Here is a 23,897-nt window from a genome sequence, read left to right as displayed (position 1 = left end):
ATTTCGGTGTCGGGGCGTGCGTACGTTCGGCCGGGCACGCCGGACTGTCGGCGGCGACCGATAGGCTGAACGCATGACGCGAGCCGAGCAGCCAACGGCCCCTCACCCCGCCCCGGACGACGCCCTGGTCGCGGACTCCCGCGAGCGCGCCGTCCGCGCCCTGCTGCGCCGCCCGCAGCTGAGGCGGTTGTGGAGCGCACAGCTCGTGGGGGGTGTCGGCGACATCCTCGCCCTCCTGGTGCTGGTCCTCCTCGCCGTCCAGGCCGCGATCGGCGCGGGCTCGTTCGGCGGCGGTTACCGGGGCGTGGCGTTCGCAGTGGCGATCGTTTTCGGCGTGCGCATCCTGGCGACGCTGCTCTTCGGTGCCGTACTGCTGGGGCCCCTCACCTCACTCACCTCGCAGGACGGTCCGCTCGACCGCCGCTGGACCATGGTCGGCGCCGACGGGTTGCGGGCCGCGCTGCTGATCGTCGCGCCCCTGTGGATCGACTGGACGCCGGACGACGCGCTCGCCGTCCTCCTGGTGACCGTCTTCGTCACCGGCGTCGCCGAGCGCTTCTGGACGGTGTGCCGGGAGAGCGCGGCGCCCGCGCTGCTGCCCGCCCCGCCCCCGGAGGGCGCGACGGTACGACCGCTGCCCGACCACATGGACGCGCTGCGCCGCCTGTCGCTGCGTACGAGCTTCGTGGCGGTCCCGCTGGCCGGCGCCGTGCTGGTCGTCGCGGGGCTGTTCAACAACCTGCTGGGCGCCGGTGTCGACTGGTTCGCCGAGCACCAGGCGGCGCTCGGTTCGTACGTCGCGGCCGGTCTGTTCGCCGCCTCCCTGTCCGTGGTGACCTTCCTGGAGCTGCCCGGGGTCCGCACCCCGCGCGCGCGGTCGCCGCTGGAGGGCATGCGCCGTCCGAAGAGCGACTCGGGCGTCGACACGGGCCGCACCGGCGCCCTCCCGCTGCTGGTGCTCGCCTGTGCGGCGGTCGCCGCCGTGGTGGCCGCCGCGGTCGCCGTGGCGGTGCTGCACGCCAAGGACCTCGGCGGCGGCCCCGTGCTGTACGGGCTGATGGTGGGCGCGCTGACCGGTGGTGTCGTCGTCGGCATCCGCACGGCCCCCGCCCTGCTGCCCTCCCTGTCCCGTAGGCGGCTGCTGGCCCTGGCGATCGCCTTCGCCGGCGTCGCCCTGCTGGCCGCTGGCCTCGTCCCGGACGACACCACCGTGCTGCTCCTCCTCGCGCTGGCCGGAGTCGGCGCGGGCGTCGCGGCCAACACCGGGCACACGCTGCTCGACCAGGAGACCGAGGACCACCGCCGGACACGCACGACCGAGCACCTGCACGCGGTCGTCCGGGTCTACGTGGCACTCGGCGTGGTGGTCGCGCCCGTGGTGGCGGCGGCGATCGGGCCGCACCGCCTGGAGAACGGCAAGTTCGTCTTCGCGCACGGCGGCGCCGCGTTCGTCCTGATGCTGGTCGGCGCGCTGCTGCTGCCGGTGGCCGCGCTGGTGCTGGCCAAGGTCGACGACCGTTCCGGCGTACCGCTGCGGCACGACCTGCGGGACGCGCTGCTCGGCGGCGACGACCCGGTGCCGGTGCCCGCGACCACTGGTTTCTTCATCGCCCTGGAGGGCGGCGACGGCGCGGGGAAGTCCACCCAGGCCGAGGCACTCGCCGAGTGGATCAGGGGCAAGGGACACGAGGTCGTGCTGACGCGCGAGCCGGGGGCGACCCCGGTGGGCAAACGCCTGCGCTCCATCCTGCTGGACGTGTCGAGCGCCGGTCTGTCGCACCGTGCGGAGGCGCTGCTGTACGCCGCCGACCGCGCGGAGCACGTCGACACCGTGGTCCGGCCCGCGCTGGAGCGCGGCGCCGTGGTCATCTCCGACCGGTACATCGACTCCTCGGTGGCCTACCAGGGCGCCGGCCGCGACCTGTCGCCGACCGAGATCGCCCGCATCAACCGCTGGGCGACCAACGGGCTCGTTCCGCACCTGACCGTCCTGCTCGACGTCGCGCCGGAGGCCGCGCGCGAGCGGTTCACCGAGGCGCCGGACCGGCTGGAGTCGGAGCCCGCCGAGTTCCACGCGCGCGTGCGCTCCGGTTTCCTGACCCTGGCGGCGGCCGACCCCGGACGCTACCTCGTCGTGGACGCGGGCCAGGAGCCCGAGGCCGTCACCACCGTCGTACGCCACCGGCTCGACCAGGTGCTGCCGCTTTCCGAGGCCGAGATCAAGGCCCAGGAGGAGGCACGCCGCAAGGCCGAGGAGGAAGCGCGCCGCAAGGCCGAGGAAGAGGCCGCGCGCAAGGCCGAGGAGGAGCGCCTGGAGCGCGAGCGCCTCGAACAGCTGGAGCGGCTGCGCGCCGAGGAGGAGGAGCGCAAGCGCCGCGAGCTGGAGGAGGCGCAGCGGCGCGAGGCCGAACGGCAGGCCGAGGAGGCCCGGCAGCGGGCCGAGGAAGCGCGCCGGAAGGCCGAGGAGGAGCGGGCACGGCTCCTCGCGGAGGAGAAGGCACGGGCCGAGGAGGAGGCGCGGCGCCGGGCTGAGGAGGAACGGCGGCGCAAGCAGGCCGAGGAGGAGGAGCGGCTGCGGGCCGAGGCCGAGGCCCGGCGCCTGGAGAAGCAGCGCAAGGCCGAGGAGGCCCTGATGCGGGCCGAGGAGGCGCGCCGGGCGGCGGAGCAGGCGGCGGCAGCGGCCGCGGCGGGTCCGAGGCCGACGGCGCCTCCCGCGGCGGACGCGCCCCGGCCGAAGTCGGCCGCTCCGGCCCCTTCGGACGCGGTGACCGTGCCGACGCCGGTCGTGACCCCGACGAACGCCTCCGGCGGGCCGGTCGAGGACACGGCGGTACTGCGGCCGGTGCGGGACTCGCGTGACTCCGCTGATGCCCGGGACTCGGCCGGCTCGCCGGACGACCGGGCGTCCGGAGTGTCCGAGGCACCCGTGTCCGAGTCCGAGGTGACGGCCGAACTGCCCAAGCCGCCGGCACCGCCCGGCACGACGGGCACGGCGGACGAGACGGCGGTGCTGCCGGCGGTGGAGCCGCGGGCCGCCGACGAGACGGCGGTGCTGCCGCCCGTGACGCCGGGAGCCGCCGACGAGACCGCGGTACCGCCCCCCGTACGCGGGGACGACCCCGCCGACCGGGTTCCGCCGGGCTACTTCCGGGAGGACGGCCCCGCCGCTCGCGCCGACCGGCCCGGGGAATCGCAGGACCGCACGCGCGAGCTGCCCCAGGTCGACCCCGACCAGGCACCGCCCCGCAGGCGCCGCTCGGACTGGGCCGAGGAGACACCGCTGGACGACCTGCCGACCCTGGCGGACGAGCTGCTCGGCCCGCGTGACGGCGACCACCACGGAGGCGGCCGGGGCGACGGTGGCCGTGGTGACGGTGGCCGTGGTGACGGTAGCCGTGGTGACGGCGGCCGGGGCGATGGCGGCCGGGGCGATGGCGGCCGGGGCGACGGCAGGCTTGGCGACGGCCGTGACGGCGGCGAGGGCCGTCGGGGGAAGGGACGGGGCCGGGGCTGACGGGCCGATGGTCGGGTTCCCGTCCGCTCTCGGCCTCCGCCCGCCGCTCCCGCTCCACCCCCGCCGGGAGCGGCCCCGGCCTCCGCTGTCAGTGCCGCCCCGCACAATGGAGGACGCGACGCGGAGTGCGAAGCGGCGCGGCGGCGTATGACGGACGTGACGGAAGGGCGGCGTGACCCATGACCGTGTGGGACGACCTCGTCGGGCAGGAGAAGGTGAGCGAACCGCTCGCCGCCGCTGCCCGGGACGCCGACGCCTTCGTCACCGCCGCCGCGGCCGACGGCCCGCTCCCCGAGACGTCGAGCATGACGCACGCCTGGCTGTTCACCGGCCCGCCCGGTGCGGGGGTGGCGCAGACGGCGCGGGCCTTCGCCGCCGCGCTGCAGTGCGTGAGCCCCGACCGCGCACTCGGCGGCGTCCCCGGCTGCGGCTTCTGCGACGGATGCCACACGGCGCTCGTCGGCACGCACGCGGACGTCAGCACGGTGGTCGCCATGGGGGCGGAGATCCGCGTCGCGGACATGCGGGACACCGTCCGCAAGTCGTTCACCTCACCCGCGAACGGCCGCTGGCAGATCATCCTCGTCGAGGAGGCCGAGCGGCTGAACGAGAAGTCCGCCAACGCCGTCCTGAAGGCCGTGGAGGAACCCGCTCCGCGTACGGTCTGGCTGCTGTGCGCCCCGTCCGTCGAGGACGTCCTGCCCACGATCCGCTCCCGCTGCCGCCACCTGAACCTGCGCACTCCGTCGGTCGACGCCGTCGCCGACATGCTCGTACGACGCGAGGGCGTCGAGCCGGACGTCGCCGCCGCGGCGGCCCGCGCCACCCAGGGCCACATCGACCGCGCCCGCCGCCTGGCCACGGACCCGGCCGCCCGGGGCCGCCGGGCCGCCGTGCTGAAGCTGCCGCTGCGGGTCGAGGACGTCGGCGGTGCCCTCAAGGCGGCCCAGGAACTGGTCGACGCCGCGGCGGAGGACGCCAAGCAGCTCGCCGAGGAGATGGACACCAAGGAGACCGAGGAACTGAAGGCAGCCCTGGGCGCGGCACAGGGCGGCCGGCTGCCGCGCGGCACGGCGAGCGTGATGAAGGACCTGGAGGAGAACCAGAAGCGCCGCAGAACGCGCACCCAACGCAACAGCCTCGACCTCGCCCTGACCGAACTCACCGCCTTCTACCGCGACGTCCTCGCCCTCCAGCTCGGCTCCCGTGTGGCGATCGCCAACGCCGACGCCGAGGAAGCCCTGGACCGTCTCGCCCGCGGCAGCTCACCGGAGTCCACCCTGCGCCGCATCGAGGCGATCGCCGCCTGCGGAGAGGCCCTCGACCGCAATGTGCCGCCGCTTCTCGCGGTCGAGGCGATGGCGATGGCGCTCAGAGCGGGCTGACCCTGCGAGGGGTGTTGACGGCGTAACTCGTACGGGGCACGTCGAGCACACACCGCATCGATGTCGTTGCGGAGAGTTACGCTCGCTGAATGCACACAAGGCGCACTCACCGCAGGGCCCGCATCGGCAGGACCCGCATCGGCGGAACTCGTACCGGCGGAACTCGTACCGGCAGGACCCGTACCGGAGCCACACTCCTGGCCGCCGCCCTGCTCGCCACCGCCTGCTCGGCCGGGGGCGCGTCGACGTCGGCCGGCTCGGCGGCGGAGGCGGCCGGATCGACGGAGGCGGCAAAGGCGACCCTGGCCGCTCTGCCGCAGGCCACGCCCTCCGCGCTGGCGCCGTACTACGAGCAGCAGCTGAGCTGGCGCGACTGCGGCGTCCCCGGTTTCCAGTGCGCCACCATGAAGGCCCCGCTCGACTACGCGAAGCCGACCGAGGGAGACGTCCGGCTCGCCGTGGCCCGCAAGAAGGCCACCGGCCCGGACAAGCGGCTCGGCTCCCTGTTGGTGAACCCGGGCGGGCCGGGCGGTTCGGCGATCGGCTACCTCCAGCAGTACGCGGGCATCGGCTACCCGGAGGAGGTCCGCGCCCAGTACGACATGGTGGCGGTCGACCCGCGCGGCGTGGCCCGCAGCGAGCCCATCGAGTGCCTCGACGGCCGCGAGATGGACGCGTACACGCGGACGGACGTCACCCCGGACGACGAGGCCGAGGCGGACAAGCTGGTCGACGCCTACCAGAAGTTCGCCGAGGGCTGCGGAGCGGACGCGCCGAAACTGCTGCGTCACGTGTCGACCGTCGAGGCGGCCCGTGACATGGACATCCTGCGGGCCGTGCTCGGCGACGAGAAGCTGACCTACGTGGGCGCGTCGTACGGCACCTTCCTCGGTGCGACGTATGCCGGCCTGTTCCCGGACCGGGCGGGCCGCCTGGTCCTGGACGGCGCGATGGACCCGTCACTGCCCGCACGCCGGCTGAACATGGAGCAGACGGCGGGCTTCGAGACGGCGTTCCAGTCCTTCGCGAAGGACTGCGTACGGCAGCCCGACTGCCCCCTCGGCGGCAAGGGCACCACTCCCGACCAGGTCGGCAAGAACCTGAAGGCCTTCTTCGACGACCTGGACGCCAAGCCCATCCCCACCGGCGACGCGGACGGCCGCAAGCTCACCGAGTCACTGGCCACCACCGGCGTGATCGCGGCGATGTACGACGAGGGCGCCTGGCAGCAGCTGCGCGAGTCGCTGACCTCGGCGATGAAGGAGAACGACGGCGCCGGTCTGCTGGTCCTGTCCGACAGCTACTACGAGCGCGAGGCCGACGGCGGCTACAGCAACCTGATGTTCGCCAACGCCGCCGTGAACTGCCTGGACCTCCCCGCGGCCTTCACCTCCCCGGACGAGGTGCGAGAGGCGCTCCCCGACTTCGAGAAGGCGTCCCCGGTCTTCGGCGAGGGCCTCGCCTGGTCCTCCCTGAACTGCGCGTACTGGCCGGTGGAGCCCACGGGTGAGCCGCACCGCATCGTGGCCGCCGGCGCTACCCCGATCGTCGTGGTCGGCACCACCCGCGACCCGGCCACCCCGTACCGCTGGGCCGAGGCCCTGGCCGGTCAGCTCGCCTCCGGCCGCCTCCTCACCTACGAGGGCGACGGCCACACCGCCTACGGTCGCGGCAGCACCTGCATCGACTCCGCGATCAACACCTACCTGCTGCGCGGCACCGCGCCGGAAGACGGCAAACGCTGCTCGTAGCCGCCCCGGCGACCGCCCTGCCCGCCTCGGAGCCTCAGCCTCCGGGGCGGGTACGAAGCACCCTCGGAAACTGTGTAGACTTACCGACGTTGCTGATCGCACCATGGTGCACAGCGCACGCCGCCTTAGCTCAGATGGCCAGAGCAACGCACTCGTAATGCGTAGGTCTCGGGTTCGAATCCCGAAGGCGGCTCTGAGGTAAACCCCAGGCCGGGTCTCTGGCCTGGGGTTTTTTATTTCGGGTGACCTCGAATCCCGGGTAAATCGGGCATGTGCGGGCTACGCATTGTAATGCGTAGGTCGCGAGTTTACTCGCAGTCGCCCGATAGGTGGCCGCAAGGCTGTGACCTGCTGTTTTGATCGGCTGAGTTGCGGAATTCGTCTGGTGCGCGATGCCTCCGGTGGACAGCCGGGGGACAGCTGTGCGTGATGAAACGTCAGATTCTTGCGGGGCGTCCGAGTCCTGGGGCCAGTTGGGTTATCCGTGACCTGGGCTTGGCGATCTCGGGCTTGTGCCGTTCTGACAGTTGCCCGTGCCCGATCGGCATGCTGCCCCTGTTCGCGACGTGCGACCGCTGGGACATCGGCGGTGTGCCGGTCCCCCTGCACCCCGACACGCTGCCCCCGAGGGTCTTCGTCCACGACGGCCACCCCGGCGGTGCGGGCTTCGCCGAGCGCGCCTTCCACACGGCCCGCGACTGGCTCGCGGCCACCCGGGAGGCCATCGCCTCCTGCGAGTGCGACGCCGGTTGCCCGTCCTGCATCCAGTCCCCCAAGTGCGGCAACGGCAATGAGCCTCTGCACAAGCGGGGGGTGCCTCTATGTCCTTCGTCAAGGCATCTCTGTCGGGTTTGGGGTAGTTCGGGGTTGTTGAGGTTATGCGGCGAGCTCGACGTCCTTCGGCGTCCGAGATTCGTAGAAGGTGCCGTCGCGGAGCATGGCGAACAGGACGCTGATGCGCTGGCGGGCGACGCGGAGGAGGGCCCGGGTGTGGGTTTTTCCGCGGGCGCGTTGCTTGTCGTAGTAGGAGCGGGAGGCGGGAGGTCAAGGACCTGACGAAAAGGATCGCCGATCCGGTCCACCACGCGGCCCCACAATTGCTTGAACCCTTCGGCATCGGCGCGGCCGAGTGGGACGACTGGTACGGCCACCGCCGACTGCACGGTGAAATAGGTCACATCCCGGCCATCGAATGCGAGACCAGCCACTACCTCGCCACCGCGAACCCCGAGTCCACAGTATGAGATCTCTACCGACCCCGGGGCGATTCACGAGCTCCGCAGCGGTGTCGCGGACAGTTCCTCAAAGGACGCGGACCGTCGGGGTGTAGAGGATCCACTTGCCGCCGCCCGCGCGGAACTCCTGCTCCTTGGACATGATCTCCTCCGCGTGGTTCCAGGCGAAGAGCAGCGCGTAGTCCGGGTAGGGCTCTTTGAAGGCTTCCGAGGGGTGTACCGGAATGTGGGAACCGGGGGTGAGACGCCCCTGTTTGGCAGGAGTTGTGTCGTAGACGGAGGAGACCAGGTCCGGGCCGATGCCGCAGTAGTTGGCGATGGTGGCGCTCTTGGCGGTGGCACCGTAGGCGACGACCCTGCGGCCCTCCGCGCGCAGCCCCGTGAGAAGGGCGACCAGCTCGTCTCGAGTGCGCCGGACATCGGCCGCGAAGCGCTCGAGCGTCGCTGGATCGGCGAGGGCGCGGCTCTCCTCCTCGGCCAGCAGCTCGGCCACGGCCAGCCTCGGCACCCGGGTGCCGAGGCGTGCGAGGGTGTAGCGGACCTCCCCGCCGTGCACCGGCAGCCGCAGGACGTCCACCAGCTCGAAGCCGTGGCGCCGGGCCATGTTCCGCACCGAGCGGGCCGTGAAGAAGTAGAAGTGCTCGTCGTAGATCTGGTCGAACGAGGTGCGCTCGACGATCTCGCCCAGGTAAGGGTCCTCGAAGACGAACACCCCGTCCGGCTTCAGCAGGGCGTCCAGCCCGCGGAAGACCGAGTCCAGGTACGGGATGTGGCACAGGGTGTTGGCGGCGTAGACGATGTCCGCCCGGCCCTCGGCAGTGGCGATGTCGAGCGCCGTCGACTCCTCGAAGAACGCGGTACGGACCCGTACGCCCTTGGCCCGCGCCTCGTCGGCGACGCCTTGCGAGGGGTCGACTCCCAGATGGCGCACCCCGGCCTCGCCGACCGTCGCCAGCATCACGCCGTCGTTGCAGCCGATCTCGACGACGAACGGGTCGGGCCCCGTCGCCTCGGTGGCGAGCAGCCGGCGCGCCGTGCTCTCGAAGTGCTCCCGCATCACCGAGGACCCCGAGGAGTGGTATGGGTAGTCCCGGTGGAACATCCGCTCGCGCGGGACCTCCTCCATCAGCTGCACCATCGTGCAGGAGCCGCACCTGCCCACCGCGAGCCGGAAGAAGAACTCGCCGTCGGTCTCGTCCGGGCGCGGGAAGGCGTCGGAGTTGGGCTGCGTTCCCAGGTCGAGGAACTCGGTCAGGGGGCCCGTGCAGACGCGGCAGTTGCTCATGGGTTCTCCTCGGAGTGGGTGAAACGCGGCAGCATGTCCCGGTCGGCGGCTTCCGCGAGGGTGACGGCCAGCCGGTCCCGTTCGGACAGGACCGGGGTGACGTCGTGGGGGAGGGGCAGGCCCAGCTCGGGGTCCAGCACGGACACGGCGAGTTCTTGCGTGGCGACGTAACCGGCGGACAGCAGATATGACATGACCGTGTCGTCCTCCAGGGCCACGAAGGCGTGCCCCAGGCCGGCGGGGAGGTACACGGCGCGGAAGTCCCGCGCGTCCAGTACCACTGAGTCCCAGGTCCCGAAGGTCGGTGAGCCGACGCGCAGGTCCACCACGAAGTCGAGGGCCGTGCCGCGCGGGCAGTGGACGTACTTCTCCGTGCCCGGTGACTCGGCGGTGAAGTGCACGCCCCGTACGACTCCGCGGCGGGAGACGCTCACAGACGCCTGCCGCACCGGGAAGAGCGGCCTGCCGACCGCTTCGGCGAAGTCGTCCTCCGTGAAGGTGGACACGAACAGGCCCCGGTCGTCGGGGTACGACGCGGGGCTGAACTCCACCGCGCCGAACACGGCGAGCGGCCGGGCCTTCACGACAATTCCTCCAGTACGTCGCGTAGGGCGGCGATCACCGTCTCCTGCGTCTCGGGCGGCAGCGTGGGGTACATCGGCAGCGAGAAGACCTCGTCCGCGAGGGCCTCGGTGACCGGAAGCGCTCCGCGTGAGAGGCCGAGGTGGGCGAAGCCGGACATGGTGTGCACGGGCCACGGATAGCTGATGTTGAGGAAGATGCCGCGGGACTTCAGCGCATCGAGGACGGCGTCCCGCCGGGGGTGGCGGACCACGTAGAGGTAGTACACGTGGTCGTTGCCCGGCGCGACGCGGGGGAGGACCAGACCGGTGTCGGCGAGACCCTCGGCATAGCGCCGGGCGACGGCGCGGCGGGCCTCGGCGTAGGAGTCGAGGCGGCCGAGCTTGCGGCGCAGGATCTCGGCCTGCACCTCGTCGAGCCGGCTGTTGTGGCCAGGGGTCTCGACGACGTAGTACCGCTCCTCCATGCCGTAGTACCGCAGTCGGCGCAGTCGGCGGGCCACCTCGTCGTCGGACGTGATCGTCGCGCCGCCGTCACCGTAGGCACCGAGCACCTTCGTCGGGTAGAAGGAGAACGCGGCAGCGTCGCCGAAGGTGCCCGCGCGCCGGCCGTTCCGGCGGGCACCGTGTGCCTGGGCGCAGTCCTCGAGGACGGCCAGGCCGTGCCGCGCGGCGATGTTCCCGAGCGTGTCCATGTCGGTGCACTGTCCGTAGAGGTGGACCGGGAGCAGGCAGCGCGTCCGGTCGGTGATCGCCGCGGCGACCTGGGCGGTATCCATGAGGAAGTCCTCCTCGCGCACGTCGACGAAGACCGGGGTGGCACCGACCGCGTCGATCGCCACGACGGTGGGCGCGGCCGTGTTCGAGACGGTGATCACCTCGTCCCCCGGTCCGACGCCGAGGGCCTGGAGGGCGAGTCTGACCGCGTTGGTGCCGTTGTCCAGGCCCACGCAGTGCCCGACACCGTGGTAGTCGGCGAACTCCCGCTCGAAGCGGGCCACGCTCTCGCCGAGCACGAGTCGGCCCGAGCCGAAGACGGTCTCGACCGCGTCGAGGATGTCCGCGCGTTCGGTCTCGTACTCCCGAAGGTAGTCCCAGACGTAGGTGGTCACAGAGGGTCCTTTCCATGGGTGTCGGCAAGCGCGGCGACGGTTCGGGCCACGGCCTCATGCAGGGGGACCCGCGGGGCCCAGCCCGTCACGGCGCGGAACGGCGCGTGGTCGACACGGACGTCCCGGAAGTCGGCGGCCGAGGCGAACGCGGGTGGTTCGACCTGGCGCACCGGGACGGGCGGTCTTCCAGTGCGGTTCGCTACGGTGGCCGCGAGGGTGCGGAAGACGTCGCCCAGCGGTGTGCCGCGGCCGCTGCCGACGGACCAGTGGCGTCCGGCGAGCGCCGGGGCGTGGTGGAGGGCGGCGGTGAACGCCGTGACGGCGTCCCGGACGTACAGCAGGTCGCGCCGCACCGTGCCGTCGTGCCACATCGTGATCGGCGCGCCGTCCAGCGCCCGCCTGGCCATGGCCGAGATGACGCCGCGGTCCACCGCGGGGGCCGGTGCGGGGCCGAACACGGTGGGCAGCCGCAGGGACACGCCGCACAGTGCATCCGCGGCGGTGGCATCGGCGAGCACCCGCTCGGCGGCGAGCTTGTGCCGCTCGTAGGCGGTGGCGGGCTCCGTGCCCGCAAACCCGGGCACGCCGTCCGTGGCGGCGCCCGCGGTGCTTGCGAACACCACCACGGTCGGCGGCCGGCCCGTGGCCGGCGCCGGCCGCAGGGCGTCGGCGAGCTCCTGGACCAGGCCGGTGTTGAGCCGTTCGGCCGCGGTGTCGCCGTCGGCCGCCCGCCACGTTCCCGCACCGTCGTGGTGCGCGACGAGGTGCACCACCGCGTCGGAGCCGGCCACTGCATCCGCGAGACCGCCCGGCCGGGAGAGGTCGACCGCGCGGGTCTCGACGTCCGCCACTGAGCGCCCGAGCCCGGCCGGGACGGTGGGCCGACGGGCCACGGCACGCAGCCGGACGGGGCGCCCGGCGAGTTCCGCGACGACGTGGGAGCCGATGAAACCGGAGGCGCCCAGCACGGTGATCAGGGGACGGCTCACCATGCCGTGGTGTCCGTGGACGGGGTCAGGGCGGACAGACAGGCGAGCAGACTGCGCGTCTGCATGTTCACGCGGCCTCCGTGGCACAGCAGTTCGTGGAGCTGGTCCAGGGCGAGCCAGCGATAGCCGGGCCGCTCCGGCCGCTCGGCCCGCTCGTCGAGTTCGACGACGAGGTGACGACTGCGGGAGTGGTGGAAGCGGCCCCCCTCGTCGGATAGGACCGTGTCGAACCTGATGGACGAGGGGTCGGCACCCAGCACGTCGTCGAGGAACGGCGGTCGGGCGGCCGGGGGCAGCACGTCGTAGTTGGCGGGTGTGCACTGCACGGTGGGCGCCAGTTCGGCCGTGTCCGCGCAGCCGGGCTCCGCCCGCAACTGCGCCAGTACGTGCGGCACGCCGTCGACACGGGTCGTCAGGAACGCCACGATGCCCACCCCGTGGGGGGCGATCATCGGCTGGTCCCAGCGGTCGACCTCGCGGCCGACGGCCTCCACCCGTACCCCGATGACGTCGAAGAACCGGCCGGACTCGTGCGAGATGTGCCCGGCGTCGCGCCGCCAGCCTGCCAGACGGCCGAGCGGCCGCCGCTCGACGGCCATCCCCGAGCGGGCCCGCCTCCGGGCGATCCAGGCGAGGACGTCGGCGGTCGGGTGCGCGGACGTGCCGCCCCTCGCCACCCGTGGCAGGCAGGAGAGCACGGAGCGGGTGTCCATGTTCACCAGGTCGTCCACGCGAAGCAGTTGCCGCAGCTCGGCCAGAGGCAACCAGCGGAAGCCGGGTATCGCCTCGACGTCCTCGGTGACCTCGACGACCATGTTGCGGTTGCGTTTGCGTAGGAACCACGAGCCGTGCTCGGACTGGTGCACGTCGGTGACGATCCGGTGCCGGGCGGCGGCGTTCAGGAAGTGGTCGAGATAGGGGACCTGGGCACCCTTGTGCACCCCCGTGTAGTTGCTGCGGGTGGCCTGCACGGTCGGGGAGATCTGGAGTCCGCCCCAGTTGCCCGGCTCCGGCTTGAGCTGCATCAGGCCGTGCGGAACGCCGCCGAACCGCTTGACGAGGATGCCGAGCATCCCAATCTCCGGCTGGCTGATGATCGGCTGCTGCCAGTGGGACACCGGGTGCCCCGGTCGCCGCACGTCCAGCCCCTCGACGGAGAAGAACCGGCCGCTGCGGTGCCGGATGACGCCGGCGTCCGGATCGGTCTCCCAGCCGTCCAGGGCGTCCAGCGGCACCTGTTCGGCGCGGATGCCCAGGCGTTCCCTCGTGCCGTCGAGCCAGGACCGGATCCCGGCCTGGTCCGCGTGTTTCAGGACGCTCACCGCCGCACGCTCCCGTGCGGCAGGACGTCCTCGAGGAACGCCATCTGGTGGTGCATGGTGGCGCGGAAGTACCGCGTGTAGCGGTCGGCGTGCTCCGCGGTCATGGTCGACAGCGGTACGCACAGCGAGACGTACGTGTCACGGGGGACGAGGGCCAGCCCCTTCCACACCGTCCCGTTCTCGCGTATCTGCGACTCCGCCGCGGCTTCGAGCGCCGCCGTACCGCCCCGCCAGCCACGCGGGAGCACCAGTTCGCCGCTGTCGGCGAGGAATCCGTACCAGGTCAGCAAGTCTTCCCGAACGGCGCGGAGTTCACGTACCTGGTTGCGGGCGTCGGCCAGTGCGCGGTACGCGGCGCGGGCGGACAGGGCGTCGTCGAACCGCGCGATCTCGTGCGTGAACCGCCGCTCCAGGCTGTGGGTCCTGGTGCCGGGGTCGTCCAGCAGGGTCACCGTGCGGTCCAGGAGGGTGGTGCAGCGTTCGCCGGCATCGGCGAAGCGCAGCCACAGGTCCCAGTCCTCCAGGCCGACCGGGGACTCGCGCCAGCCGCCCACCTGTTCGGCGAGGCCGGCGACGTGCCCGGCACAGGAGTTCTCGAACAGCGGACTCATCAGCTGGATGTCCGGGTGCCAGCACAGGGACAGGGGGTGGGCCGTGCCGGTCACCGTTCCGGCGGCCGTCGCCTTGCGGGCCCGGGTGGCCACGAACCGGGCTCCGTCGTCGAAGGCCTGCCGGAGCCGGAGCAGATGGTCCGGCTCCCAGTGGTCGTCGTGGTCGAGGTAGGCGACGAACTCGCCCGCGGCCTCGCCCAGCGCGATGTTCGTGGGACCGGACTGGGACCCGAACCGCCTGGTCCGCAGCAGCCGTATCCGGCGGTCGCGCGCGGCCAGGGACGCGACCACCGCGTCCGTGTCGTCGTCGCTCGCGTCGGACACCACCAGCATTTCCCAGTCGCGCATCGTCTGTGCCCGCACGGATTCCAGCGTCGACAGAATTGCTTTACCGCGGTTGTACGTAGGGCATATGACGCTGATGTGTGGCGGCATGGGATATGGCCTTTCCAAGGTCCGATGCGTCGGAGTATGAGCGAACAGCGACCTCCTGTTCAAGGTGAATGGGGGTCGTGGGCGCCCCGGTACGGGAGCGGCCCGTCTCTTCCCCGTCCCGGGACGGGGAAGAGACTGTCCTTGTGGCGGGGGCGCGGAGGTCGTCGACCCCATATCTTTGTGATGTCAGGTCGGGGCGACAGGCGCCGTGCGAATCGGCTTTCCGGCCGGCCCGCCGTGACATTGTCGGGGGAATCAATGTGCCCTTTTCATGGGCATGTTTCGATGTCGGAGTGACACATGACCGCGTATTCGGTACTGATGCCGTTTCTGCCGCGTCGGCCGGAACAGCTGCTGCCGTACGCCGCGCTGGTCGAATGGACCGGTGCGGACCGGTTGTGGCAGGGCCAGGCGATGCTGGTCGAACCCTTCCAGGGGTTCGCCGCCGCGGCCGGCGCCGGCTTCCGGGTGCCGACCGGCACCGGTGTCACGCTGATGCCGCTGCGACACCCGTACGAGGCTGCCCACCAGGTCAGGTCACTGGCCATGACCACGGGCAAGTCGGTGGTCGCGGGGTTCGGCCCCGGCGGCAGGGCGTTTCAGCGGAGCCTGCTCGGGACCCCGTACGCCAGCCCGCTGACAGCCGCGCGCGAATATCTGACGATCGTCCGCGGCCTGCTCTCGGGCAAGACCGTGGAGCTGAACGGGGAGTACTTCTCCTGCCACGCCGGAATGGTCCCCGCAGTGGCGCCGCGCATCGACCTCGGGCTGGGAGTGCTGCGGCCGGGAATGGCGAGACTGGCCGGTGAGGTCGCCGACGCCGCCGTCACGTGGCTGACACCTCCCGCCTATCTCCGGGACACGGTGCGGCCGGCCATGGCGGAAGGCGCGGAAAAGGCGGGGCGCGCGACGCCCCGGCTGTCGGCCATCGTTCCGGTGGCGCTGGAAAGGCCCGACCACGATCCGACGGAATTGGTGGTGGCCAGTAATTCCCGGCACATGAGTGCTCCGCACTACATCGACATGTTGCGGAAAGCCGGAATCGACATCGCGGGCGAGGAACTGCCGGCCGCGGCGAAACGAATGCTCGAAGGCGACGCTTTCGTCCACGGCGAGATCGACACGATCGTCGAAAAACTCGCGGCCTACCGCGAGGCCGGTGTCGACGAGATCGTCCTGAATCTGACCGGCGTTTTCAACGTGCACGGCCCGAAGGCCGCCATGGACGACCTGAAGAAGATCCTGACATCGGTCACGGCGTGACGCAGACGGCCGCGACGCAGACAGACGTGACGAAGACGGACGCGACACAGAAGTCGAATACGAAATGGGGGGTGGAAGACGTGGACGGGAACCGTATGTCCGCGGCCCGACGGCACCTGATGTCCTGGGGGGTGGGCCGGGCGCTGCCCGGTCGCCCCGGGCAGGAGTACGCCGGTGCCGCGACGGTGGTCCTGGAGAACCCGCGGCACCTGGCCGAGGTGCTCGGGTCGGACCTGGTCGGCCCGCACACGGTGGTCCTCGCGCCGGGCCGGGTCCCGGAGAACGCGGACGCCCCCGGCCCCCTCGTCGTGGGGTACCAGGGGTCGCTGAGCGAGCCCGGCGGCGACCTGTCCATCGACGACTCCTTCTTCCTCCAGACCCAGGACTACGCGACGTCCGCGTACATGTCGGTGATCGGCGCGACCCTGATCCGCGTCACCGAGGAGGCGGACTTCGAGGCCTTCCTCGCCGACGCCGACCACGCTCACGCCGAGGGCGAGTTCGCCGCCTTCGCGACCGACCCGGCCGTGCAGCTCGCGGACGTCTCGGCACTGGGCGCCGGACCGGCCTCGGACGGCCCCGCCACCCGGCTGTACGTCGGGGAGGAGGGCGGACTGTCCACCTCCCCCTGGGGCCGCCGACTGGGCGGGCTGGGCGACGGCTTCGCCTCCGTCGTGGCCGCCTGGGACCGTGCCAACGCCGAGACCGCGCACCCCTGCGCGGTCGCCCTGGGCGACACCGTGCCCGAGGACGTCCGCACGGCCGCACTCACCGAACGGCCCTGGCTGGGCCGGTACCTGGCCGCGCTGGCCGCGGTGCGGGAGCTGCGGGCCCGGGGCCTGGACGGCGTACGGGTGTCCGGCTTCGGAGGCCGCCTCGCTCCCGACCTGGCCGGTTCCTCCGGTGCCGCGGATGCCGACGGCGCCGGGCTGCCGCTGCTGCTGTGGACGGACGAGGCCGCGTACGTGCACGCTCTCGGGGCGGGCCGGACCTTCCGGGTCGGCCTCGCGGCGGGCGTGCTCGCGGAGACGCTGCTGGCGTGCGGCTCCCTCGACGCCGCCGCCGAACACGCCGACCGGGACCGCCTGCGCGAGGTGGAGGCCTTCTTCGCCGAGGCGGGCGTGGAGCTGCGGTCCACCGGGCTCCTCGGCGCGGGGGCGTGAGACCGTGGCCGCCGCGCTGACACCGCCGAGTGTTCCGGGCCGGGCCGGCGAACTGCTGGCCGAGCTCGGTGACCGGGCCGAATTGCACGACGTGTACGACGAGACCGGCTCGCCGATCTACCACGACTTCTCCCTGAAGGACACGCACGAGGTCCGCGAACTGGTGGGTCTGGTGCGGCGGACGCCCGGCACCGTCCTCGAACTGGCCGCCGGTTCCGGCCGGCTGACGCTGCCGCTGCTCGCGCTCGGCCGGGAGGTGACCGCGCTGGAGCTGTCGGAAGGCATGCTGCGGCTGCTCGACGAGCGGCTGGCGCAGGCACCCGCCCGGCTGCGCGAGCGCTGCGTCCCGGTACGGGCCGACATGAGCTCCTTCGCGCTGGGCCGCCGGTTCGAGGTGATTGTGCTGGGCACGACCTCGGTCTCCCTGCTCGACGAGGAGGGCCGGGCCGGTCTGTACGCGGCGGTGCGTGAGCACCTCGCACCCGGCGGCCGGTTCCTGCTCTCCACGGCGGACATCGTGACGTCCGACGCCCCGGGCCCCGACACCGACGGGGCCGCGTCCGAGGCGGAGGTGGAGGCCGTGATCGAGGCGGTCGGTGCCAGCGGACGCGTCTACCGGATGCACGACCACTGGCCGGCCGGGTCCGGCACCCGCACCGTCACCATCTTCCCCGCGACGGTCGGCGACGAGGGACCCGTCACGGTGTGCTCCACCACCGTCGGCGTGCTGCCCGCCGACCGCCTGGAGACCGAGCTCGCGGCATCGGGCCTGACGGTGTTGTCCCGGCACCCGCTGCCCGGCACCGGGCGCTACCGCGACGTACTGCTGGAAGTGGGGGTGTCGGCATGACGGACAACGGCACCGGGACGGCCCCCGGCCCGGCCCTGTGGCCTTCGATGCTGGCTCCGGAGCTGCACGGCGACGACGGACTGTGTGCCGTGTCGGCCCAGGGCGTCCGGATCCGTTTCGCCGACGGCCGCGAGCTGCTGTGCGGCTCCAGCGGACTGTGGAACACCAGCCTCGGCTACGGCAACCGGGCCATCGCCGAGGCGGCGGCCGAGGCCCTGCGCGAGGCCTCGTACCTCAGCGTCTTCCGGTACGAGAACGTCTACGCCCGCCGGGCGGCCGCGGCCCTGATCGACGTCTGCGGCCCGGACCACTACCAGCGGGTGCTGTTCTCCACCTCCGGAGGCGCGGCCAACGACCTGGTGATGAAGGTGGCCCGGCACTACCACGCGCTGCGCGGTCAGGACCGGCGCAAGGTCGTGGTCGGCCTGCGCGGCAGTTACCACGGCCTGACCTTCGGCGGCTTCGCGCTGACCGGCGACAACCTGGGGCAGCAGCTCTACGGCGTCGACCAGCGGCTGGTGCGGCACGTGGCGCCCAACGACCCGCAGGAGATCCGGGCGTTGCTGGATCGCCAGGGCGCGCACGTCGCCGCTGTCGTCGTCGAGCCGGTGCTCGGCTCCGGCGCGGTCCCGCTCACCGACGAGTACGTCGCCGAGCTGCTGCGCCTGCGCTCGGAGCACGGGTTCCTGCTCGTCGCCGACGAGGTGGCCACCGGCTTCGGCCGGACCGGCGCCTTCTTCGCCTCGCACCGCTGGCCCGGGCAGCCGGACCTGCTGGTCACGTCGAAGGGACTGACCAACGGCACCAGCGCTGCGGCGGCCGTCGTGGCCTCGCACCAGGTGGCCGACGTCTTCACGGACGCCGGTTCGCTGCTCTCCCACGGCGAGACCCAGGCGGGCACCCCCGTCACCTGCGCCACAATCCTTGCCACCGTCGAGGAGATGCGGCGGCTGGACGCGGTGGCCCTGGGACAGCGGCTGTCGGCGCGGCTCGACACCGAACTGGAGCGCCTGGCCGCCGAGCACCCCCGGGTGTCCGGGACCACCGGCGTGGGCTGCTTCCGCTCGGTCCGCGTGAGCGCAGCGGACGGCTCGCCGCTGCCCCAGACCGAGGTCCCCGCCCTGGTGGCCGCGATCCGCGAGGCCGGCGCCGTCGTGCACCCCGGGATGAACGGCATCCAGCTCTTCCCCGCGCTGATCTACACCGATGCCGACCTGACCGAGCTGCTGGACTGCGTACGCACCGGCATCACGGCGTACACGACGCACGCGGCGCACACGCGGCAAGCGGCGGACCCGGCGGGACCGGGGGCGGCGACATGACCCCCGGCTGGCACTGCCCCACGGTGATGGCGTACGGCGGTGACGGGCTCGCGCAGTGGCTCGGCACCCGGCCGGAACGCTCCGTCGCCCTGCTGTTGGACGGCGGCGTCGCCGAAGCCGGCATCGCGGGCTCGGTGCGGGCGCGGATCGAGGGCGGCGGCCGGACGGTCCGGACCGTCGTGGTCAGTGGTCCCGGGACGCCGAAGGCCGTCACCGAGCTCGCCGGGCGGTTCCAGGACGCGGACCTGGTGGTCGCGGTCGGCGGCGGTTCGCTGCTCGACCAGGCCAAGCTGGCGGTCCTGCTGCGGTCGGACCCCGACGCGCTCGCCCGGCTCACGGTCCCGCAGCGCGGCGGGCTGGTCCTGCTGCGGGCCGAGCGGTCCCGAGGGCCCCGCCTGGTCGCCGTGCCGACGACGCTGGGCACCGGCTCCGAGCTGAGTGCCGTCGCCTGCCTCGCGTACCAACGGGGCAAGCGGCTGGTGATGGGCGGGGCGCTCCGCCCCGACGCCGCGGTGATCGACCCGGAGGCAACCGCGACGCTGCCCGCCGAACTCGTCGCGGAAGGCGTCCTGGAGGTGCTCTTCAGGATCAGCGGCAGCTACGTCGGCGAGCACCGGGACCAGCCCACCGAGGACGCCCTGGCGCAGGCGCTGGCCGAACGGGCGGTACGGCTCGGCAACGAGGTGCGGGCCTGCCGCGCTCGGGGCCGGGCGGCCGACGAGCGGCAACGCACGGAGATCGCCAAGATCAGCGGCCTCAGCCACGCCGGCTGGGTGGTCCTGAACCGTTCCCCCTACGCCGGCAAGGGCTGGTACCTCGCCAACGAGCTGTCGAGCGAGCTGGGTCTGCGCAAGATGACGGCGGTCGCCGCGCTGCTGCCGCCCCTGTGGTCAGCCATCGCCGCGGGTGACACGCGGCTCGGGTCGGCGCGCAGGCTGGACGCGCTGTGGCAGCGCCTGCGGGCGGCGGCCCTCGACCCGGTGGGCGAGGGACGGGCGGACCCGCCGCTGCCCGAGGACCCGGGGGCGGGGATCGCGGCGCTGATCGACTCCTGGGGCGTCGGACGGCGGATCACCGCGGAACCCGGCCGGCTAGCCGTCGTCGCCCGGCGCAGCGTACGGGCGTGGGGCGCGGGGCTGCCGATGCTCGACGGACTGGGTGCCGCCGACATCGAGGGCCTGCTGGCACGGGCGGTGTGCGATTCGACGCCGGTCAGCCTCTGACCGCCGGATCCACCGAGACTTCCGCGGGTGCGGGCTGTCGCCCGAATTCCGCGGATGAACAGCACATACAAGGAAGGGGGGTAAAGAAAAATGCAGAACTCTGCCGAGCTGGACATCACTCCGGCGCTCGAGCTGGGCATGCAGGAGCTGGAGGCCATGGAGGCCCCGGGCTTCTGGTCCGTGACCGGTTACATCAGCGGCGCGGGTGCCGGCGGTGCCGTCACCTACAGCATCGTCGCTTCCGTCATCGCGACGACCTGATAACCGGACTCCGGGTATCGGCTCGCAATTCGAACTACTCGATGAGAAGGAGGTGTTGAACAATGCAGGACATCTTCGAGAAGAACGCCCCCGAGGCGCTTGAGCTGGGCATGCAGGAGCTGGAGGCCATGGAGGCCCCGGGCTTCTGGTCCAACTTCAAGGACGGTGTGGTCGTCTCGGTAGCCGCCAGCGCCGTCTACGGCGGTGTGGCCTCCGCGGTCGCCGTCACCTGATCCACGCCCACGCGGAGAACGACCGCACAGGCGAACCCCGCCCCGGAAGGAAGTCTCGTTTCCTTCCGGGGCGGGGAGCCGGGTTCCCGGCCGTGGGACATCACCGGGACGACTGAGAAGGAATTGCCATGCCAAGAAATCACAGTCCGTTCGCCTGTGTGCGCCACATCGCGGAAAACTCCCGCACGGAGAAAGTATGAGTAGTGCCGTCGTAGCAGATTTCCGCGGTCTGACCAAACGCTTCGGCGAGTTCACCGCGGTCGAGGACGTCACCTTCGAGGTCCCCGCCGGACGCATCGTCGGCCTGCTCGGCCGCAACGGCGCCGGGAAGACCACCTCGCTGCGCATGCTGCTGGGCCTCACCGCGCCGACCGCCGGAAGCGCCACCGTGTTCGGCAAGCCGTACGCCGAACTCCCGCACGCCGCCCACCGGATCGGCGTCAGCATGGACGGCATCGGCGTGACCCCGGGCGTCACCGGCCGCCGCGACCTCAGGATCTGGGCCAGGATGCTCGGTCTGCCGCGCCGACGGGTCGACGAGGTGCTGGAGCGCGTCGGCCTCGACGGCCGTGCCGACAAACAGCTCAAGGGCTTCTCCACCGGCATGAAGCAGCGTCACGCACTGGCGTCCGCGCTGCTCGCCGACCCCGAACTGCTGGTCCTGGACGAACCCGCCAACGGCCTCGACCCGGACGGGATTCGATGGCTGCGCACCTTCCTGCGGTCCCTCGCCGACGAGGGCCGCACCATCCTGCTGTCCAGCCATCTGCTCGCCGAGGTGGAGCAGACGGTCGACGACGTGGTGATCCTGCAGAAGACCCTGCGCTACTGCGGATCCCTCACCGAGCTCACCTCGGACGGCCGACACAGCCTAGAGGACCGCTTCTTCGAGCTCGCCGAGTCGACCGCAACCGGAGAAGCCGCCCATGCGTAACCTCATAGCCGCCGAATGGTCCAAGGCGTTCACCGGACGCGCCTGGTGGTCGCTGGCCCTCATCGGAGTGATTCTCGGGTTCCTGGCGAGCAGCGGGTTCGTCGCCCAGGCCGAGGAGGACATCGCCAAGGACGCCACGACCATCGAGGTCGTCACCGACCAGGTGGTCCGCTCCTGGTTCATGCTGCTGCTGTTCACCGCCCTGCTCGGCGCGGTCCTCGTCACCCGGGAGTACAACTCCGGGGCCATCGGCAGGTCCGTGCTGCTGAGCGGCGGACGCGGCCGGCTGCTGGGCGCGAAACTGCTCGTGGGAACCGGCATGGGCGTCGTGTTCGCGCTGCTCGCCACGGGACTGGCCGCCGCCTCCCCGGCGGTGTTCCTCGCGGCCTCCACCGATCTCGAACCCGCCTGGACCCACGAGACGACGCTGACCCTGGTGGGCGTCTTCACGGTCACCGTGCTGGGCGCCCCCTGGGGCGTGCTGCTCGGCTGGATCATCCGCAACCAGACCGCCGCGGTCGCGACCCTGCTGGGCCTGACGCTCTTCGTCGACGAGGCACTGCTGCGGCTGGTGCCCTCCGTCGGCAGGTTCACCATGACGATCGCGATGAGCTCGGTCTACCGGGACGGCAAGCCCGAACTGCTGTCGGTGCCCGTCGCCCTGATCGTCATCGGGGCCTGGCTGGCCGTGGCCGGTTACGCCGCCCGCCGGCTGTTCCTCACCCGGGACGTCATATGAGGCTCGGTCGGGCGGGATCGGGCGGGACACTGACGCCCGAGCGGACCAGTGCCCTGCGGGAGCGGCCCCAGCTGGCCCCCGACGTGCGGCTCCACGAGCCGATCGCCGACGGTGCGCCGTGGGTCGTCCAGCGCGGCTCACAGCAGTACATCCGGGTGGGGACCGACATGGTCCGGCTGCTGCGCGTCCTGGACGGGGAACGCGACCGCACCCGTCTGGTGGAGGCGCTGGGGGCGCCCTGGACGGAGGAGGCCGTCGAGCGGGCGGTCGAGAGCCTGCACGAAATGCGGCTGCTGGAGGACGGGCAGCCCCACCGGCGCGCCAACTCCTGGTTCAAGTTCGTTCCACCGCTGACGTTCCAGTTCACCGTGGTCAAGCCGGAACGCATGCTCGCCGCGCTCGTGCCGCTGCTGCGGCTCGTGGCCAACCGGGGTGGCGCCGTCCTCGCGGCCGTCCTCGCCCTGGGCGGTGTGCTGTCCCTCGCGTTGCAGGCGCCGCAGCTGCGGCAGGCGCTGGGCTCCCCGCTCCCGCTGGGCGTCCTCTTCGGCGTCGCGTGCGCCTCGGTCGTCGCGACCGCGCTGCACGAGATGGGCCACGGCGCGGTCCTCACCCACCACGGGGGGCGCCCCAGCCGGATGGGCGTCATGCTCTTCTACCTGACGCCCGCCTTCTTCTGCGACGTCTCCGACGGCTGGCGGCTGCCCCACCGGGAACAGCGCGTACAGGTGGCGCTCGCCGGAGTGGTGACGCAGATGGTCATCGCCGGGTCGGTGGCGCTCGGCGCGTTCGGGGTCGGTGCCGCGTCCGGTGACTCCGGCCTGCGCGACGGCATGCTGGTGTTCGCCGTGTCCACCTACGTGACGGGCCTGCTCAACCTGCTGCCGCTGGTCAAGCTCGACGGCTACATCGCGCTCATGACCCACCTGGACATCTCGCACCTGCGGGATCGGACGATGACCGACGCGCGCCGCTTCCTGGCGAAGGTCCTCTTCGGCGGCCGGTACGCGCGGGAGCTGCCCGGGCTGCGGTGGTCCGTGCCGTTCGGCCTCGCCTCCATGGTCTTCCCGGTCTACCTGATCGCGATGGCGTTCACCCTCTGGCTCGACATCCTCCAGGGCATGGGCCTCATCGGCGCGACGCTGGTGCTGGTCGGCGTTGTCTACCTCGGCTACCGCCTGTTCACCGGCGCACGGCTGCTGCTGCGCGAGGCGCGCACGGCCGGCGCCCGGATGTGGCGCGTGTGCGCCGTCGCGCTGCTGCTCACCGCCGGGGTCGGTACGGCGCTGACGACGGTCACCGTGCCGTACACGGTCACCGGCGGCTACGTCGTCGAGGACGACAGGGCCTCGCTCGTACTGTCGGACGCGGCCGACCTGGAAGCGGTCGCCCCGGGCTCCCCGGTGACGCTGTACCGGCGCGGAATGGTGACGCGCACCGAGATCGGGTCCGCGACCGTGGGACGGGGACCGGCCGAGGAGGACGTCGCCCCGCTGTCCGCCTTCGTGCCGGTGCGCGAGGGCGACTCTCTCCCGATACCCGCCGTGCTGCTGCCGCTGTCCGTCACCGACACGGCTTTGGCGGAGAGCATCGGGACGGCCCGGGTGGCGGCCGGCAGCCGCTCGCTGGGCGAATGGCTCTACCTCTCGTACATCGCCCCGGCCGCTCGCTGACCCGCCCTCACCCGCATCA

General features: G+C 72.2%; 20 protein-coding genes, 1 tRNA gene and 2 pseudogenes. 16 read left to right on the top strand and 7 right to left on the bottom strand.

Features of this window, described 5'->3' with window-relative positions; all coding sequences use genetic code 11:
* Positions 1–73: 73 nt before the first annotated feature.
* The 5 genes and pseudogenes from tmk to ACIQ6R_RS34690 all read left to right on the top strand — a co-directional run.
* Positions 74–3,514 (top strand): dTMP kinase, encoded by a 3,441-nt coding sequence (tmk, locus tag ACIQ6R_RS34710; protein WP_404225826.1) that lies wholly within the window; start codon positions 74–76, stop codon positions 3,512–3,514.
* A 179-nt stretch (positions 3,515–3,693) separates the two neighbouring features.
* Complete coding sequence (locus tag ACIQ6R_RS34705) at positions 3,694–4,899, top strand: DNA polymerase III subunit delta' (protein WP_404185953.1); 1,206 nt, start codon at positions 3,694–3,696, stop codon at positions 4,897–4,899.
* A gap of 89 nt (positions 4,900–4,988) precedes the next feature.
* Positions 4,989–6,650, top strand: coding sequence for an alpha/beta hydrolase (locus ACIQ6R_RS34700; RefSeq protein WP_404225825.1), 1,662 nt, complete (start codon positions 4,989–4,991; stop codon positions 6,648–6,650).
* A gap of 119 nt (positions 6,651–6,769) precedes the next feature.
* Positions 6,770–6,843, top strand: a tRNA-Thr gene (locus ACIQ6R_RS34695).
* Positions 6,844–7,190: 347 nt separating this feature from the next.
* Positions 7,191–7,463: pseudogene (locus ACIQ6R_RS34690) on the top strand (Zn-binding domain-containing protein); the annotation flags it as partial.
* A gap of 63 nt (positions 7,464–7,526) precedes the next feature.
* Here the strand turns inward: ACIQ6R_RS34690 and ACIQ6R_RS34685 are convergent.
* Positions 7,527–7,691: pseudogene (locus ACIQ6R_RS34685) on the bottom strand (IS110 family transposase); the annotation flags it as partial.
* Between the two features lie 56 nt (positions 7,692–7,747).
* Here ACIQ6R_RS34685 and ACIQ6R_RS34680 point away from each other — a divergent pair.
* Positions 7,748–7,894, top strand: a complete 147-nt coding sequence (locus tag ACIQ6R_RS34680; protein ID WP_404225823.1) for a hypothetical protein — start codon at positions 7,748–7,750, stop codon at positions 7,892–7,894.
* 58 nt (positions 7,895–7,952) lie between these two features.
* Here the strand turns inward: ACIQ6R_RS34680 and ACIQ6R_RS34675 are convergent, their stop codons facing one another.
* From ACIQ6R_RS34675 to ACIQ6R_RS34650, 6 genes are read right to left on the bottom strand one after another with little or no spacing between them, the layout of a single operon-like run.
* Positions 7,953–9,170 (bottom strand): methyltransferase domain-containing protein, encoded by a 1,218-nt coding sequence (locus tag ACIQ6R_RS34675; protein WP_404225821.1) that lies wholly within the window; start codon positions 9,168–9,170, stop codon positions 7,953–7,955.
* Positions 9,167–9,754 carry a dTDP-4-dehydrorhamnose 3,5-epimerase family protein gene (locus ACIQ6R_RS34670; protein ID WP_404225819.1) on the bottom strand — a complete coding sequence of 196 codons (588 nt, stop codon included), beginning with the start codon at positions 9,752–9,754 and terminating at the stop codon, positions 9,167–9,169. Before ACIQ6R_RS34670 ends, ACIQ6R_RS34675 begins: the two co-directional genes overlap by 4 nt.
* Positions 9,751–10,863, bottom strand: coding sequence for a DegT/DnrJ/EryC1/StrS family aminotransferase (locus ACIQ6R_RS34665; protein ID WP_404225817.1), 1,113 nt, complete (start codon positions 10,861–10,863; stop codon positions 9,751–9,753). The genes ACIQ6R_RS34670 and ACIQ6R_RS34665 overlap by 4 nt, the downstream gene beginning before the upstream one ends.
* On the bottom strand, positions 10,860–11,855 hold the full coding sequence (locus tag ACIQ6R_RS34660) for an NAD-dependent epimerase/dehydratase family protein (protein ID WP_404225815.1): 996 nt from the start codon (positions 11,853–11,855) through the stop codon (positions 10,860–10,862). The genes ACIQ6R_RS34665 and ACIQ6R_RS34660 overlap by 4 nt, the downstream gene beginning before the upstream one ends.
* Positions 11,849–13,174, bottom strand: coding sequence for an NDP-hexose 2,3-dehydratase family protein (locus tag ACIQ6R_RS34655; RefSeq protein WP_404225812.1), 1,326 nt, complete (start codon positions 13,172–13,174; stop codon positions 11,849–11,851). The genes ACIQ6R_RS34660 and ACIQ6R_RS34655 overlap by 7 nt, the downstream gene beginning before the upstream one ends.
* Entirely contained in the window at positions 13,171–14,220 is a 1,050-nt protein-coding gene (locus tag ACIQ6R_RS34650) for a glycosyltransferase (RefSeq protein ID WP_404225810.1), read from the bottom strand. The genes ACIQ6R_RS34655 and ACIQ6R_RS34650 overlap by 4 nt, the downstream gene beginning before the upstream one ends.
* A 300-nt stretch (positions 14,221–14,520) precedes the next feature.
* On the opposite strand from ACIQ6R_RS34650, the gene ACIQ6R_RS34645 reads away from it, so the two are divergent.
* The 10 genes from ACIQ6R_RS34645 to mpaP all read left to right on the top strand — a co-directional run bounded on the left by ACIQ6R_RS34645 (position 14,521) and on the right by mpaP (position 23,878).
* Complete coding sequence (locus tag ACIQ6R_RS34645; protein ID WP_404225808.1) at positions 14,521–15,483, top strand: LLM class flavin-dependent oxidoreductase; 963 nt, start codon at positions 14,521–14,523, stop codon at positions 15,481–15,483.
* Between the two features lie 80 nt (positions 15,484–15,563).
* On the top strand, positions 15,564–16,646 hold the full coding sequence (mpaB, locus tag ACIQ6R_RS34640; protein WP_404225806.1) for a daptide biosynthesis RiPP recognition protein: 1,083 nt from the start codon (positions 15,564–15,566) through the stop codon (positions 16,644–16,646).
* Between the two features lie 4 nt (positions 16,647–16,650).
* Positions 16,651–17,496 carry a daptide-type RiPP biosynthesis methyltransferase gene (mpaM, locus tag ACIQ6R_RS34635; RefSeq protein WP_404225804.1) on the top strand — a complete coding sequence of 282 codons (846 nt, stop codon included), beginning with the start codon at positions 16,651–16,653 and terminating at the stop codon, positions 17,494–17,496.
* A complete protein-coding gene (gene mpaD / locus ACIQ6R_RS34630) occupies positions 17,493–18,818 on the top strand; it encodes a daptide-type RiPP biosynthesis aminotransferase (RefSeq protein ID WP_404225803.1) in 1,326 nt (441 codons plus the stop codon). The genes mpaM and mpaD overlap by 4 nt, the downstream gene beginning before the upstream one ends.
* Positions 18,815–20,041 carry a daptide-type RiPP biosynthesis dehydogenase gene (gene mpaC / locus ACIQ6R_RS34625; protein ID WP_404225801.1) on the top strand — a complete coding sequence of 409 codons (1,227 nt, stop codon included), beginning with the start codon at positions 18,815–18,817 and terminating at the stop codon, positions 20,039–20,041. The genes mpaD and mpaC overlap by 4 nt, the downstream gene beginning before the upstream one ends.
* A 90-nt stretch (positions 20,042–20,131) precedes the next feature.
* The gene (locus ACIQ6R_RS34620; RefSeq protein WP_179342685.1) at positions 20,132–20,302 is read left to right on the top strand and encodes a daptide-type RiPP; all 171 of its coding nucleotides are present in this window, start codon (positions 20,132–20,134) and stop codon (positions 20,300–20,302) included.
* 62 nt (positions 20,303–20,364) lie between these two features.
* On the top strand, positions 20,365–20,535 hold the full coding sequence (locus ACIQ6R_RS34615; RefSeq protein ID WP_179342686.1) for a daptide-type RiPP: 171 nt from the start codon (positions 20,365–20,367) through the stop codon (positions 20,533–20,535).
* Between the two features lie 196 nt (positions 20,536–20,731).
* Complete coding sequence (locus tag ACIQ6R_RS34610) at positions 20,732–21,469, top strand: ABC transporter ATP-binding protein (RefSeq protein ID WP_100045340.1); 738 nt, start codon at positions 20,732–20,734, stop codon at positions 21,467–21,469.
* On the top strand, positions 21,462–22,208 hold the full coding sequence (locus ACIQ6R_RS34605; RefSeq protein WP_404225799.1) for an ABC transporter permease: 747 nt from the start codon (positions 21,462–21,464) through the stop codon (positions 22,206–22,208). The genes ACIQ6R_RS34610 and ACIQ6R_RS34605 overlap by 8 nt, the downstream gene beginning before the upstream one ends.
* On the top strand, positions 22,205–23,878 hold the full coding sequence (gene mpaP, locus ACIQ6R_RS34600; RefSeq protein WP_404225797.1) for a daptide biosynthesis intramembrane metalloprotease: 1,674 nt from the start codon (positions 22,205–22,207) through the stop codon (positions 23,876–23,878). The genes ACIQ6R_RS34605 and mpaP overlap by 4 nt, the downstream gene beginning before the upstream one ends.
* The last annotated feature ends 19 nt before the right edge of the window (positions 23,879–23,897 follow it).

Origin of the sequence: Streptomyces sp. NPDC096048, assembly GCF_044763415.1 — a bacterium.
Taxonomy (GTDB): Bacteria; Actinomycetota; Actinomycetes; order Streptomycetales; family Streptomycetaceae; genus Streptomyces.
Note: the sequence above shows the minus strand (reverse complement) of the source record. Positions and strands in the feature narration are given on the sequence as shown.

Excerpts from the sequence above, each read along its gene's own strand:
- tmk (WP_404225826.1), top strand. The coding sequence starts at position 74 with ATGACGCGAGCCGAGCAGCCAACGGCCCCTCACCCCGCCCCGGACGAC.
- ACIQ6R_RS34705 (WP_404185953.1), top strand. The coding sequence starts at position 3,694 with ATGACCGTGTGGGACGACCTCGTCGGGCAGGAGAAGGTGAGCGAACCG.
- ACIQ6R_RS34700 (WP_404225825.1), top strand. The coding sequence starts at position 4,989 with ATGCACACAAGGCGCACTCACCGCAGGGCCCGCATCGGCAGGACCCGC.
- ACIQ6R_RS34675 (WP_404225821.1), bottom strand. The coding sequence starts at position 9,170 with ATGAGCAACTGCCGCGTCTGCACGGGCCCCCTGACCGAGTTCCTCGAC.
- ACIQ6R_RS34660 (WP_404225815.1), bottom strand. The coding sequence starts at position 11,855 with ATGGTGAGCCGTCCCCTGATCACCGTGCTGGGCGCCTCCGGTTTCATC.
- ACIQ6R_RS34650 (WP_404225810.1), bottom strand. The coding sequence starts at position 14,220 with ATGCCGCCACACATCAGCGTCATATGCCCTACGTACAACCGCGGTAAA.
- ACIQ6R_RS34645 (WP_404225808.1), top strand. The coding sequence starts at position 14,521 with ATGACCGCGTATTCGGTACTGATGCCGTTTCTGCCGCGTCGGCCGGAA.
- mpaD (WP_404225803.1), top strand. The coding sequence starts at position 17,493 with ATGACGGACAACGGCACCGGGACGGCCCCCGGCCCGGCCCTGTGGCCT.
- mpaC (WP_404225801.1), top strand. The coding sequence starts at position 18,815 with ATGACCCCCGGCTGGCACTGCCCCACGGTGATGGCGTACGGCGGTGAC.
- ACIQ6R_RS34620 (WP_179342685.1), top strand. The coding sequence starts at position 20,132 with ATGCAGAACTCTGCCGAGCTGGACATCACTCCGGCGCTCGAGCTGGGC.
- ACIQ6R_RS34615 (WP_179342686.1), top strand. The coding sequence starts at position 20,365 with ATGCAGGACATCTTCGAGAAGAACGCCCCCGAGGCGCTTGAGCTGGGC.
- ACIQ6R_RS34610 (WP_100045340.1), top strand. The coding sequence starts at position 20,732 with ATGAGTAGTGCCGTCGTAGCAGATTTCCGCGGTCTGACCAAACGCTTC.
- ACIQ6R_RS34605 (WP_404225799.1), top strand. The coding sequence starts at position 21,462 with ATGCGTAACCTCATAGCCGCCGAATGGTCCAAGGCGTTCACCGGACGC.
- mpaP (WP_404225797.1), top strand. The coding sequence starts at position 22,205 with ATGAGGCTCGGTCGGGCGGGATCGGGCGGGACACTGACGCCCGAGCGG.